Consider the following 12,272-nt stretch of genomic DNA (forward strand, 5'->3'; position numbering starts at 1 on the left):
TGGAAAATGGGCGACGCTCAATGACGAGCGCTGCCTGCCCAGGGGTTTGCCATGCCAAACAAAGCACTGACTATCCTCATCGCCGATGACTTGCACTTGCAACGGTTGTACATCGAAAAAATGCTCAACCAGTTGGGGTATCACCGAATTGTGCCGGTGCAGACCTTTGAAGAAGTCCAGATCCTTACCGCCATTCCGGCCGAACCCTTCGATGTGCTGATCATCAATGCGGTACTGGCGGCCCATGCAAGCGGGTCCAACCCTCAGGCACGCCATGTGCTGGTATATGACAACCTGGACCTGAGCGTACCCGCCGACGCCATGCCGACCGTATCGGTACGCCTGCCGGGCCTGCCGGACAACGTCGATCTCGAACATTTCATGGAAATCATCGACCCGCCCCACGCCATGACCGGCTTGCGGGTTTTGCCCTGGTTAAGGGCGCTGTCGCGCCAATCGGTGGTCGGGGTCTGATCCGGCGCTTGTGCAGCGTTATCAGGGCCGGTCAATAAAACTGTGGGGGCGTCGCACACGATACCGGTGTGCCGAGCCTCCTCCCACAGTTTGAAGGTTGCCAGTCAACCGTCGCCATGTTCACGAAGGCGTACCGCGGCATTGCGTAGCAACTGTTCGGTGCCCGCCCAGCCCAGGCAACCATCCGTCACCGACACGCCGTATTTCATTGACGGCCCCAGAGGCTGGCATCCTTCGAAGAGGTGGCTTTCGAGCATCATGCCGATCAACGACGTGTCGCCCTGCAAGCGCTGCTCCAGCACCTCGTTGAACACCGCCGGCTGGCGCAGCGGGTCCTTGCCGCTGTTGGCATGGCTGCAATCGACCATGATGCGCGCAGCGACCCTGGACTTGGCCAGGTCGTGTTTCACCTGGGACACACTCTGCGCATCGTAGTTCGGCCCACGGTGACCGCCGCGCAGCACCAGGTGGGTGTCCGGGTTGCCCGGCGTCTGGATGATCGCCGGGTGCCCCTGGCTGTCGACGCCGAAGTGGCGGTGCGGGTGCGAGGCCGAGCGCATCGCGTCACAGGCAATCGCGACGCCGCCGTCAGTCCCGTTTTTGAAACCCACGGGCATGCCCAGGCCGCTGGCCATTTCGCGGTGGATCTGCGATTCGGTGGTGCGCGCGCCAATCGCGACCCAGCTGAGCAGGTCGTCGAAGTAGCCGGCGGCCATGGGTTGCAACAGCTCGGTGGCGACCGGCAGGCCCAGGCGCAGCATTTCGCGCATCAGTTCCCGGGACAGGGCCAGGCCTGCGGCCATGTCGTCGCTGCCGTCGAGGTGCGGGTCGTAAGCCAGGCCCTTCCAGCCAATGGTGGTGCGGGGTTTTTCGACGTAGGCGCGGATAACCAGCAGCATCTGGTCGCTGACTTCAAGCGCCAGCTTCTTCAGGTTGCGCGCGTACTCCATGGCCGACTGCGGGTCGTGTATCGAGCACGGGCCGACAATCACCAGCAAGCGTGAGTCCTGGCCATCGAGGATGGCGCGCACGGCTTGACGATGGGCATGCACCTGTTCATTGAGGAACGGACTGAGGGGCAGTTGATGCTTGAGCTCATGGGCGCTGGGCAGGCGCTGGGTCAGGGCTTCATTGGCGCTGTTCAGCGTAGAGGCGGGTAAAGCTGCGACAGAGGCGTTCATATTCAAGGTTTCCTGGGCAAGCGGCGGGCAATTCCCGCACGCTTGGCCTACTGGGGTGTTCGACAATTGGCCGTATCGGCTACGTGTGTTGGCTTGCCACCAAGAGGTGACCGATCGGAGGCGGCAGGCTGTCCCGAACGGAGCTGGCTAAATCGCCATGCAGCGCAAGTGTCGTAGCGGTAATAGGTGGCGTAGTTCATGTCGTGATTCCTTCAAGTGTGTTTGGTTGAGCAAATTATCAGGGCCTGGAAAAACAAAACCCCCGGTCGGGGAGCCGACCGGGGGTTAGATTTCTCTGGCAGGCGACCCCTTGAGTAGTGGGCGCCGATTTCAGGTATCAGGCGCGCCAGTGGCTAAACCAATACCCAAAATAAAAGCTGACCAGTGCACTCGAACCGTTCACACGGGTAGCCGACACCGAGCGCGAGGCGCTGGCGGCAGGGCAAACCTGGGTGTGGGTGAGTGGCAACATGGTAGGTCTCCAAATGATGTCGGGCAGCTTACTAGAGCTGGGCGGGCGGATTCAATCAGTAATTTCTATCGCGCAGCGGGACTTACGGCTATGGGGCAAGTGTCGATATGCTGACGACATCCAACACTGATTGCCGGAACCCGACCATGACTACCTTGACCTCGACTGCGCTGCGGTGGCGCTGTAAATGACCTTCCACCTGCGCGCTGCTACGGACCGGGACCTGCCCTTTGCACGAAACCTGACTCACCAGGCGATGAACCGCTATTACGAGCAAAACCAGTTGCTGTGGTCCAACGATGGCTTCGACACGGCCTGGGCCGGTCGGGAAAACTGGATCATTTGCCAGGATGACCGGGTGCTGGGGTTCATCAGCCTGAGCTGTGACAGCAACGCGCTCTATATCCGCGAATTGCATATGCTCGAGCAGCACCGTGGGCTCGGCGCCGGTAGCTGGGTGCTGCAACAGATGGCTTTGAAGGCCCGCACGCCGGGGCTGTTGCGTTTGACCGTATTCAAGACCAATCCGGCCAAAAAGCTTTATGAGCGCATGGGATTCAGCGTTGTCGGTGAAGAAGACAGCTTCTGGCGAATGGAGCGCGTCTGTCGCTCAAGCTAAAAGCCTGCGCTGGAGCCTGATAAGCGCATACTGGTCCAGCAGCCGACTTCCTGATCGGTGTGCTGGCCATCAGCCTCAGCAAGGATGATTGCCTCTTTCATGCCCAAAAGGATCGCTACCTTGCCGGTCTACCCACGCCATCCCTTTTTGCGCCCAGCGAGCACTTGATCGGTGGTTGCCGGATCGACGCCGTGTTCACGGGCGGCCCCTCAACTGACTTTCCTGGATGTTCCAGTCAGGCCTTGGCTTGTGCAGCAGTATGGATTCCGGGCATAGTTCAAATCGTTCAAGTTTGCCTGGCGAAGAGATGAGTGTGTCACCTCTTGAGGTGTGCCAAACAGGATCATACGTCCAAATGAGTGGAATCGGTTCGCGTTTAAGGCAAGAGAGAGAGCGACTGGGCCTGTCGCAAAAATTTTTTGGTGAAATCGGAGGGGTTGAAGCCAACGCACAGGGTAAATGCGAGAGTGGTGGGCGTGCGCCCAAGGCTGACTACTTGTCTCGTGTGGCACAGAGAGGCGTGGATATCCTGTACGTGTTGACCGGGACTGCCACACCGATTCAGCTGGAAAACCTGAGCCAGCTTGAAGAAAAAGTCCTGATTGATTACCGGGCGATGTTCAAGGAGGATCAGGATGCAATCCGCCGCCTGACGTCGACCTTGGCCGAGTATTCCCTTTCCCGGAATGGAAAAATCAAGCCGCATCCGCAGGATTCCTGACCTTTCAACCAGCAAATACGGCCGTCCCACCGCCAGTGGGCGCGTGCCGAGCGGTCAAGCTCCATATATATATGATGCCAGCGGCTAGGTCTGCGACCCGGTTTTTTGCTAAGGTGTTCAGCAACCTATAAAGACCATATCGCGAGGTGTCTGCTTGATTAGGGTGCTAGTAGTCGATGACCATGATCTCGTTCGTACAGGCATTACACGAATGCTGGCTGACATCGATGGCCTGCAAGTAGTCGGCCAGGCCGAGTCGGGCGAGGAGTCTCTGATCAAGGCCCGGGAGTTGAAACCCGATGTGGTGCTGATGGACGTCAAGATGCCGGGTATCGGCGGTCTTGGCGCCACGACCAAATTATTGCGCAGCCATCCGGATATCAAGGTTGTGGTGGTGACCGTGTGCGAGGAAGACCCGTTCCCTACACGCCTCTTGCAGGCGGGGGCGGCCGGTTACCTCACCAAAGGCGCCGGCCTTGCAGAGATGGTGCAAGCCATTCGCCTGGTATTTGCCGGGCAGCGCTACATCAGCCCGCAGATTGCCCAGCAGTTGGCGATCAAGTCCTTCCAGCCCACCAGCGATTCGCCGTTCGACGCGCTATCGGAGCGGGAAATTCAGATTGCCTTGATGATCGTCGGTTGCCAGAAGGTGCAGTCGATTTCCGACAAACTGTGCTTGTCGCCCAAGACCGTTAACACCTACCGCTATCGCATCTTCGAGAAACTCGCCATCAGCAGTGATGTTGAATTGACCCTGCTCGCGGTGCGTCACGGCATGGTGGACGCCAGCGCCTGACATGACCACACCGTTTGATCCAAGTGCCTTCCTCTCGACCTGCAGTGGCCGCCCTGGCGTGTACCGCATGTTCGACAGCGAGGCGCGCCTGCTGTACGTGGGCAAGGCCAAGAACCTGAAAAACCGTCTGGCGAGTTACTTTCGCAAGACCGGTCTCGCGCCGAAAACCGCCGCCCTGGTCGCGCGCATCGCCCAGGTCGAAACCACCATCACCGCCAATGAAACCGAAGCGCTGCTGCTTGAACAGACGTTGATCAAGGAATGGCGGCCTCCGTATAACATCCTGCTGCGTGACGATAAATCCTATCCCTACGTGTTTTTATCGGACGGCGACTTCCCGCGGCTGAGCATTCACCGTGGCGCGAAGAAGCAGAAGGGCAAGTATTTCGGGCCTTACCCCAGCGCGGGTGCCATTCGTGAGAGCCTGAGCCTGCTGCAGAAGACGTTTTTTGTGCGCCAATGCGAGGACAGCTTTTACAAAAACCGTACACGGCCATGCCTGCAGTACCAGATCAAGCGCTGCAAGGCGCCCTGCGTGGGGCTGGTTGAGCCTGCCGAGTACGCCGAGGACGTGCGTCACTCGGTGATGTTCCTCGAAGGGCGCAGTAACGCGCTCACCGATGAGCTGTCCGGGGCCATGGAGCTGGCCGCCAGTACCCTGGATTTCGAGAAGGCCGCCGAGCTGCGCGATCAGATCTCCTTGCTGCGCCGCGTCCAGGACCAGCAAAGCATGGAAGGCGGCACCGGCGACGTCGACGTGATCGCGGCGTTCGTGAACCCGGGAGGTGCCTGTGTGCACTTGATCAGCGTGCGTGGCGGCCGAGTGCTGGGCAGCAAGAATTTTTTCCCGCAGACCGGGATCGACGAAGACGTCTCCGAGGTCATGGCGGCATTCCTCGGCCAATACTATGTGAGCAGTCCCGAGCGCGACCTGCCGTCGGAGCTTATCGTCAACGTGGTCCACGAAGATTTCCCCACCCTGATCGAGGCGATCCACGAACTGCGCGGTCGCGAGCTGGACATCAGCCACCGCGTTCGCGGCACCCGGGCCCGTTGGCAGCAACTGGCCGTGACCAACGCCGAACAGGCCCTGGGCGCACGCCTGGCCAATCGACAGCACGTTGCCGCACGCTTCGAATCCCTGGCCGAGGTGCTCAACCTGGACGAGCCACCGCAGCGCCTGGAGTGTTACGACATCAGCCACTCCAGCGGTGAGGCCACCGTGGCCTCTTGCGTGGTGTTCGGCCCTGAAGGCCCGATCAAGGCTGACTACCGGCGCTACAACATCGAAGGCGTCACCGCCGGCGATGACTATGCCGCCATGCATCAGGCGCTCACGCGGCGCTTCAGCAAGTTGAAGGACGGGGAGGGCAAGTTGCCCGATATCCTCTTGGTGGACGGTGGCAAGGGCCAGTTATCCATGGCCCGCGACGTCCTCAACGAACTGGCCGTGCCCGACCTGATCCTGCTTGGCGTGGCCAAGGGCGCCACGCGCAAGGCCGGTTTCGAGACGTTGTACTTGAATGATGCCGCCCATGAGTTCACCTTGAAGGGCGACTCCCCGGCACTGCACCTGATTCAACAGATCCGCGATGAAGCCCACCGCTTCGCGATTACCGGTCACCGGGCGCGTCGCGGCAAAACCCGCCGAACCTCAACCCTGGAAGGCGTTGCGGGGGTCGGCCCGACGCGCCGTCGCGACTTGCTTAAACATTTTGGTGGCTTGCAGGAGCTCTCCCGTGCCAGCATTGACGAAATAGCCAAAGCACCCGGTATCAGTAAAAAGCTCGCTGAATTGATTTATGCCAATCTGCACAGCGAATAGAATGCCTTCTCACCTCGTAGCCAGTTGTGCCGATGAATATCCCTAATCTGATCACCGTTCTACGCGTCCTGCTTATCCCGATCTTCATTTTGTTGTTCTATTTGCCCTATGAATGGAGCTACGTCGCGTCCAGTTCGGTATTCGCCTTTGCAGCCGCCACCGACTGGCTCGACGGCTACCTGGCCCGCCGCCTGGAACAGAGCACGCCCTTCGGCGCGTTCCTCGACCCTGTGGCCGACAAACTCATGGTCGCCGTGGCCCTGGTGTTGTTGGTGCAGGAGCACGGCAACCTGTGGCTGACCCTGCCGGCCGCCGTCATCATCGGCCGCGAAATCGTCGTCTCGGCCCTGCGCGAATGGATGGCCGAAATCGGCGCCCGCGCCCATGTCGCCGTCTCCAACATGGGCAAATGGAAAACCGCTGCGCAAATGCTTGCGCTGGTCATACTGCTGGCCAACCCGTCGGATTTCTCGTTCTGGGTCCTGACCGGCTACGCCTTGCTGCTCATCGCTGCGGGCCTGACACTCTGGTCCATGCTCCAATACCTGCGCGCCGCCTGGCCTCACCTGCGCACCACCGTTGAAAAGAAATAAAACTTTTTTGAATCAAGGGGTTGACGGCTGCCGAGGATTCTATAGAATGCGCATCACCAAGCGGGAATAGCTCAGTTGGTAGAGCACGACCTTGCCAAGGTCGGGGTCGCGAGTTCGAGTCTCGTTTCCCGCTCCAAAATTTGATCCGCAGATGTCCACTCGACCCTGTGATCCACGAAATAGACGCTTAGGCGTCTTTTTTCGTTTCTGCGCATAACCACTGGACTCCAAAGAGATCCGCTACGTTTGAGTACCTTTTTGAGTACTTTTTCCGGAAAGACTCAAATTCGTATTGTTGCTGGATCCTCTCGGGTCGCCAGACGAGCATCGGGTGCGCAGCCCACCCTGCCTATCTCCGAATTCACCATTCGGCATGCCCGGCCTACGGGTAAATAACGTCGGTATTACACCGCAAATAAAGTAAGCCGCACCCATCACCAGGAACCCCACGTCAATCCAGCCATGTGACCGCGTGCAGCTGCGGAGTGCTTTTGCATCGTGCGCTCGGTGATATCCCCAGCACAGCGCCTGGAAGAGTTGTCGTTGAACCACACCGCCACCAGACATGAATCGGACCCGATGCGCATCCTGAAGCCATCCAGATGTGGGATGGCCAATCAGCAAGGAAATGAAGCGACTACAGGGCGGCGATCGATGACGCTTCGGGCCGTCAGCGCGGAATATTTCAGCGTGCATCTGCGCGCATTATTGGCCGAGGGCAAGATCGCCCCGCTCGGCGAGCCAGTAGACGCCTGGGTCCTTGACCAGAATGATGGGACATTGATTGGCGATAGTCTCTGCCAGCGCCGGCTTCAGATCGCTGCCTTTGAAGAACAATGACAGGGTGGTCTCCTTGCAACAGCGGGGCTCCCCAACCGCAAGGGTAGGCGCCCCTGGGATGAAGGTATGACGCGGCCAATGCGCGGTTGACGCACCGCGGTCTTGAAGGCTTTGACCGTCTGGGACGTTGCCGACGACGCCAGCGAACATGCGGGCAGTGTGGTCGAATGCTTGGTAGTGGAGGTCCGTCAAGCCGCTTCAGGCACACGCCGGTTTATGGCCGGTGGTCGTTACTCATCCAGCAGGAACACCGCAGTAAGGTTCCGGTCCGCTTCAGTGGAGATACAGAGGGTAAAGTCCTCACTGATGGCGCAGTACGACAGCAGGTAGCCGCCGAGTTCCAAAGCCGCTTCGTTGTTGCGTCGATGCTCTGAGCGCACATTGCCCCAATCGCCGCAGATGTGCCGGCGCACGTAGGGCAGCGAGTCGAGCAGATCCTGTCGGATCAGCCCGTCTGTGCAGCGGGAGAACGTCAGGCCGCCGAAGGGAATCGTGGCTTGAGGAGGACGAAGGTGGGCATGGGGATACGCGGATCCTCCACGGCGATGGGGCTTCGTGCTCTAGCAGGGCAAACTGTTTCAGCGACGAGATCGCGGTCACATAGGTCACCTACTACTGCTTGGGGTATTCGGACCGGCTGGCTTCCTTGACCGCAAACATCAGACAGCGCACCGCTTCACGATCCTGCTCCGACAATAAACGGTAGTAGCGGATCAGGCGCTCTTCCTCTCGGTTGAGTTGGCGGGCGCGCAGGGATGTGCCGACGGCGCTACGCAGTGAGGAAATAAACGAAGTATTTAGCATGATCCTAGCCCTTCATGAGGTGAATGGAGGCATGGGCGGCTTGCCCATAACAGCTAAATACATAACGTTTATCGGGGAAATGGGCTCGTCATTTTTCGTGACTATTGGGTTTTTCAGAAGGGGCCGTCGGAAGTGCTTGGCAAAGGTGTAGGAGCGATCCTTCAAGAGCGACTGAATAGAGGCACGATTGAGTGAAGAATCTGCCAACTGGCATCAATCATCAGGTTGCCGGTGGGAGGGAGTGGGCTTGTCAAAACATCGAGCACGCTGACAAAGGCATCGCCTGCCTTGAGCTGTCTCTCGCTCCCCACCTATTTCGTCCACAGTCGATTCAGCGGATTCCTACATCATCAATAGACACCTGGCGGATGCTGCGGGCCGATGCAGGTGTAACGTGCTGAGCGTCTCAGGCATTTTCAGGGAATCAGCATGGTCACGCGTTATGCAAAGTTGGTCCTGGTCGCGATGTTGGCGGTCTTCGCCGCGCTGGCAGCGTTCAATAACCTCACGGACTACGCCTCAAATTTCAACTTCGTCCGGCACGTACTGAGCATGGACACCACCTTCCCTGGCAACGCTGCCATGTCGCGCGCGATCAACGCCCCGTGGTTATGGCACGGTGCCTATTGGGCGATCATTGCAGGCGAGGCGCTGACGGCCCTGTTGCTGGCTGTTGGCGGGCTGATGTTGTGGCGCGTCCGGCGCAACTGCGCTCAGCAATTCAACCATGCCAAGGCCTTCGCCGTTGCGGGCCTAACCACGGGCCTGTTGGTGTGGTTCTTCGGCTTTATGGTGATTGGCGGCGAGTGGTTTTTGATGTGGCAATCCCAGGAGTGGAATGGTCAGAACGCAGCATTCAAATTCTATGCAGCCATTTTGGGCGTGCTGGTGTTTCTCAACCAGCCGGATGCGGATTGCGATTGAAACCCTTCATGCCTGTATCGGTGCGGATAGCCGGTGCGCGCATTGCCCGCACCGGATGGCGGGCTTACTTCGTACACGTCAGTCGCGAATACGTTGGTGGCTCAAGCAGGATGCCCGGCGTCATGAATGTCGAGCAGTTGAATACGCGTCCCTTCGCCGTCGTGGCTTTGAATGTCAGTTCAGCGCCGCCCAGGAAGTCTTCCTTGCCCTTGGTTACCGGACCCATGGTCAGTTCATCCGTGGAGGCCAGGCCGATCGTTTCGGCGGTGACTTTGTGTATCTGCAGAACGTTGGGATTCGTGGCGCAGCCTGCCAGCAGGCTGGTCATTGCAAGCAGTAAAAGGGCGGTTGAGGTTCTGGTCACGGGTGTGGCTCCTTGCGAGTGGCGGCGACAGGGTGGTGTGCGACGTGCCGCCTATAAAGAATCATGAGGGAACAGAGATTTGCCCTACGGCGGCCGAGTCTAGGAGCCTGTGGTTGGCCCCACAATCACTCGGAAAGAATCGAGATGGAACCCACGGCAGAGTGTTCGTGGGGATGACAGAAATCGGCTACAGCGCGCAGATTGAGGAATCGTTCCGGATCGTTAGGGGCCGTGCCTTCCGAGTGCGCAGCTAGTGCTCATTACCTTCAAATGGGGAGGACAGTGCTGTTTTTGACCTCGCTTAAGCTTGGTGCGACAAGAAGGTATGTAGGAATTTGCCTTGTTTTTCTGTCGAAAGTTCTCTTCGGCTATGTGGGGGCTAGTAATAAATCCTTGAAATACTTCATTCTTGAAATGAAGGAACTAGGCGCAACACTTGTAAGCGCTTATGACCTCTGAAAGGGAATTATGTGCTGCAGTTGGTGGCGCTCGTGCTCGCCAGCTAAAGGTATGGGTTCCAGTCTAAGTTTTCGCACCAGCATCAGCTGTTGAAAAAGTGTCTGGAGGAAGGGGTTATGGCTACAAACAGTTTTCAGAATGAGGTGCCCAAGGCACGAGTTAATATCAAACTTGATCTGCATACCGGTGGTGCTCAGAAGAAAGTTGAATTACCGCTCAAGCTGATGGTGATGGGCGACTACAGCAATGGCAAGGAGCAGCGCCCGCTCTCTGAGCGAGGCAAGATAGACATCAATAAAAATAACTTTGACAGCGTCTTGGGCGAGTTCTCACCTAGTCTCAAGTTCGCCGTTGATAATACGTTGGCTGATGACGCGTCCGACACCTCTGTCGAGCTGAAGTTTCAGAGCATAAAGGACTTCGAACCCGAGCAGGTGGCCCGTCAGATCCCACAGCTGCGCGCCTTGCTGGCCATGCGTAACCTGTTGCGTGATCTTAAGTCGAACCTATTGGACAACGTGACTTTTCGTCATGAGCTGGAGCGGATCCTCAAGGATGACGCACTCAGCGAGGAGCTGCGCGTTGAGTTGGCTGCTTTGGCACCCAAAGACGAACGTTAATTCATATCGGTTGTTTTAAAGGGAAGTTAAATTATGTCCGTAGAGAACTCTAGCGTGCAATCGCGCGGCGCCACAGTATTGTCTGAAGCGTCTGCTGGCGTTTATGGTGATCTGTTTAATAAAATCAACTTGAGCCCCGTCACCACGTTGGGGGGTATTGAAGTTTTTCAGCGCTCCGAGGCGCTGTCTGAGGTGTCGGTCGATGAGCGAGTAACGGCCGCCGTCAGTGTATTCTTACAGTTGCTCAAGCAATCTTCACAAAAAGTCGAACGTTTGGATAAGGTTCTACTGGATGTGCATATCGCTTCGTTGGACATGCAAATCAGTCGGCAACTTGATGCCGTCATGCATCACCCGGACTTTCAGCGCGTCGAGTCAACTTGGCGCGGCGTTAAATCGCTGATTGATCAAACGGATTTCCGTCAAAATGTTCGTATAGAGCTATTGGACGTCAGCAAGGATCACTTGGTGCAGGATTTCGAGGATGCCCCGGAAGTCGCCCAGAGTGGCTTGTATCTGCATACCTATACTCAGGAATACGATACTCCGGGTGGCGAGCCGATTGCCGCGGCCATTTCCAGCTACGAATTTGACCGCAGCCCGCAGGACATTTCCCTGCTGCGTAACATCTCAAAGGTCGCCGCTGCCGCGCATATGCCGTTCGTGGGTTCCGTGGGCCCGGCCTTCTTTGGCAAGGCGTCGATGGAAGAGGTCGCCGCGATCAAGGACATCGGCAACTACTTTGACCGTGCCGAATACATCAAGTGGAAGGCTTTCCGCGACAGCGATGATGCACGTTACATCGGGCTGACCATGCCGCGCGTTCTGGGGCGACTGCCCTATGGGCCTGATACCGCTCCCGTGCGCAGTTTCAATTACATTGAAAGCGTCAAGGGGCCGGATCACGACAAGTACCTGTGGACCAATGCGTCGTTTGCGTTTGCCGCCAACATGGTCAAAAGTTTCATCAGCAATGGCTGGTGCGTACAGATTCGTGGGCCACAGTCCGGCGGTGCCGTCACTGAGTTGCCAATCCACTTGTACGACTTGGGCACCGGCAGCCAGGTCAAGATCCCTTCTGAAGTGATGATCCCGGAAACGCGTGAGTTTGAATTTGCCAATCTCGGTTTTATTCCGCTTTCGTACTACAAGAATCGTGACTATGCGTGCTTCTTCTCGGCCAACTCTGCGCAAAAGCCTGCGCTTTACGATACGGCCGACGCCACGGCCAACAGTCGAATCAACGCCCGCCTGCCCTACATTTTCCTGCTCTCACGCATCGCCCATTATCTGAAATTGATCCAGCGCGAAAATATCGGCACGACCAAGGACCGTCGTTTGCTGGAGCTTGAACTGAACAAATGGATCGGTGGGCTGGTAACAGAGATGACTGACCCCGGCGATGACTTGCAGGCCTCACACCCTCTACGGGATGCGAAGGTCACAGTGGAAGATATCGAGGACAACCCGGGATTCTTCCGAGTCAAGTTGTACGCCGTGCCGCACTTCCAGGTCGAGGGTATGGACGTGAACCTGTCGTTGGTTTCGCAGATGCCCAAGGCCAAAGCCTGACTCAGTCG

At 57.8% G+C, this 12,272-nt stretch carries 14 protein-coding genes, 1 tRNA gene and 1 pseudogene; 11 read left to right on the forward strand and 5 right to left on the reverse strand.

The window, feature by feature from the left end; all coding sequences use genetic code 11:
• The first annotated feature begins 51 nt into the window (after nt 1-51).
• Complete coding sequence (locus CIB54_RS21220; RefSeq protein ID WP_101220853.1) at nt 52-474, forward strand: ANTAR domain-containing protein; 423 nt, start codon at nt 52-54, stop codon at nt 472-474.
• Nucleotides 475-578: 104 nt separating this feature from the next.
• Here the strand turns inward: CIB54_RS21220 and CIB54_RS21225 are convergent, their stop codons facing one another.
• Nucleotides 579-1,655: a 3-deoxy-7-phosphoheptulonate synthase gene (locus CIB54_RS21225; RefSeq protein WP_065952244.1), complete on the reverse strand. Its 1,077-nt coding sequence runs from the start codon at nt 1,653-1,655 to the stop codon at nt 579-581.
• A gap of 659 nt (nt 1,656-2,314) precedes the next feature.
• Here CIB54_RS21225 and CIB54_RS21230 point away from each other — a divergent pair.
• The gene (locus tag CIB54_RS21230) at nt 2,315-2,746 is read left to right on the forward strand and encodes a GNAT family N-acetyltransferase (protein WP_101220854.1); all 432 of its coding nucleotides are present in this window, start codon (nt 2,315-2,317) and stop codon (nt 2,744-2,746) included.
• Here CIB54_RS21230 and CIB54_RS27710 read toward each other — a convergent pair.
• Nucleotides 2,743-2,981 (reverse strand): annotated as a pseudogene (locus tag CIB54_RS27710) (DNA-binding protein). The gene CIB54_RS21230 and the pseudogene CIB54_RS27710 sit on opposite strands and share 4 nt — an antisense overlap.
• A 120-nt stretch (nt 2,982-3,101) precedes the next feature.
• Here CIB54_RS27710 and CIB54_RS21240 point away from each other — a divergent pair.
• From CIB54_RS21240 to CIB54_RS27860, 6 genes are all read left to right on the forward strand, one after another.
• A complete protein-coding gene (locus CIB54_RS21240) occupies nt 3,102-3,467 on the forward strand; it encodes a helix-turn-helix domain-containing protein (protein WP_101220855.1) in 366 nt (121 codons plus the stop codon).
• A 154-nt stretch (nt 3,468-3,621) separates the two neighbouring features.
• Complete coding sequence (gene uvrY, locus CIB54_RS21245; RefSeq protein WP_017530522.1) at nt 3,622-4,263, forward strand: response regulator transcription factor GacA; 642 nt, start codon at nt 3,622-3,624, stop codon at nt 4,261-4,263.
• Nucleotide 4,264: 1 nt separating this feature from the next.
• A complete protein-coding gene (gene uvrC / locus CIB54_RS21250; RefSeq protein WP_065952242.1) occupies nt 4,265-6,088 on the forward strand; it encodes an excinuclease ABC subunit UvrC in 1,824 nt (607 codons plus the stop codon).
• 32 nt (nt 6,089-6,120) lie between these two features.
• Nucleotides 6,121-6,681, forward strand: a complete 561-nt coding sequence (gene pgsA, locus CIB54_RS21255; protein WP_034119069.1) for a CDP-diacylglycerol--glycerol-3-phosphate 3-phosphatidyltransferase — start codon at nt 6,121-6,123, stop codon at nt 6,679-6,681.
• A gap of 60 nt (nt 6,682-6,741) precedes the next feature.
• Nucleotides 6,742-6,817 (forward strand) — tRNA-Gly (locus CIB54_RS21260).
• 407 nt (nt 6,818-7,224) lie between these two features.
• Entirely contained in the window at nt 7,225-7,521 is a 297-nt protein-coding gene (locus tag CIB54_RS27860; protein WP_162515430.1) for a hypothetical protein, read from the forward strand.
• A 230-nt stretch (nt 7,522-7,751) separates the two neighbouring features.
• On the opposite strand, the gene CIB54_RS27400 is transcribed toward CIB54_RS27860, so the two are convergent.
• On the reverse strand, nt 7,752-7,901 hold the full coding sequence (locus tag CIB54_RS27400) for a hypothetical protein (RefSeq protein ID WP_157829749.1): 150 nt from the start codon (nt 7,899-7,901) through the stop codon (nt 7,752-7,754).
• Between the two features lie 232 nt (nt 7,902-8,133).
• Nucleotides 8,134-8,325, reverse strand: a complete 192-nt coding sequence (locus CIB54_RS21275) for a hypothetical protein (protein ID WP_101220858.1) — start codon at nt 8,323-8,325, stop codon at nt 8,134-8,136.
• Nucleotides 8,326-8,754: 429 nt separating this feature from the next.
• Between CIB54_RS21275 and CIB54_RS21280 the strand changes: the two genes are divergently transcribed.
• A complete protein-coding gene (locus CIB54_RS21280; protein WP_101220859.1) occupies nt 8,755-9,249 on the forward strand; it encodes a DUF2165 family protein in 495 nt (164 codons plus the stop codon).
• 64 nt (nt 9,250-9,313) lie between these two features.
• On the opposite strand, the gene CIB54_RS21285 is transcribed toward CIB54_RS21280, so the two are convergent.
• Nucleotides 9,314-9,613, reverse strand: a complete 300-nt coding sequence (locus tag CIB54_RS21285; RefSeq protein WP_232790586.1) for a hypothetical protein — start codon at nt 9,611-9,613, stop codon at nt 9,314-9,316.
• 575 nt (nt 9,614-10,188) lie between these two features.
• Between CIB54_RS21285 and tssB the strand changes: the two genes are divergently transcribed.
• Both tssB and tssC read left to right on the forward strand, forming a co-directional pair.
• On the forward strand, nt 10,189-10,692 hold the full coding sequence (gene tssB, locus CIB54_RS21290) for a type VI secretion system contractile sheath small subunit (protein WP_101220860.1): 504 nt from the start codon (nt 10,189-10,191) through the stop codon (nt 10,690-10,692).
• Between the two features lie 33 nt (nt 10,693-10,725).
• Nucleotides 10,726-12,264: a type VI secretion system contractile sheath large subunit gene (gene tssC, locus CIB54_RS21295; protein WP_101220861.1), complete on the forward strand. Its 1,539-nt coding sequence runs from the start codon at nt 10,726-10,728 to the stop codon at nt 12,262-12,264.
• The last annotated feature ends 8 nt before the right edge of the window (nt 12,265-12,272 follow it).

The organism is Pseudomonas fluorescens (assembly GCF_002837185.1).
GTDB lineage: Bacteria > Pseudomonadota > Gammaproteobacteria > Pseudomonadales > Pseudomonadaceae > Aquipseudomonas > Aquipseudomonas fluorescens_AM.

Bases quoted from the DNA above. Each gene is read 5' to 3' on its own strand.
- CIB54_RS21275 (WP_101220858.1), bottom strand. From the start codon at position 8,325: ATGCTAAATACTTCGTTTATTTCCTCACTGCGTAGCGCCGTCGGCACA.
- tssB (WP_101220860.1), top strand. From the start codon at position 10,189: ATGGCTACAAACAGTTTTCAGAATGAGGTGCCCAAGGCACGAGTTAAT.
- uvrC (WP_065952242.1), top strand. From the start codon at position 4,265: ATGACCACACCGTTTGATCCAAGTGCCTTCCTCTCGACCTGCAGTGGC.
- tssC (WP_101220861.1), top strand. From the start codon at position 10,726: ATGTCCGTAGAGAACTCTAGCGTGCAATCGCGCGGCGCCACAGTATTG.
- CIB54_RS21225 (WP_065952244.1), bottom strand. From the start codon at position 1,655: ATGAACGCCTCTGTCGCAGCTTTACCCGCCTCTACGCTGAACAGCGCC.
- CIB54_RS21230 (WP_101220854.1), top strand. From the start codon at position 2,315: ATGACCTTCCACCTGCGCGCTGCTACGGACCGGGACCTGCCCTTTGCA.
- pgsA (WP_034119069.1), top strand. From the start codon at position 6,121: ATGAATATCCCTAATCTGATCACCGTTCTACGCGTCCTGCTTATCCCG.
- CIB54_RS21280 (WP_101220859.1), top strand. From the start codon at position 8,755: ATGGTCACGCGTTATGCAAAGTTGGTCCTGGTCGCGATGTTGGCGGTC.
- CIB54_RS21220 (WP_101220853.1), top strand. From the start codon at position 52: ATGCCAAACAAAGCACTGACTATCCTCATCGCCGATGACTTGCACTTG.
- CIB54_RS21240 (WP_101220855.1), top strand. From the start codon at position 3,102: ATGAGTGGAATCGGTTCGCGTTTAAGGCAAGAGAGAGAGCGACTGGGC.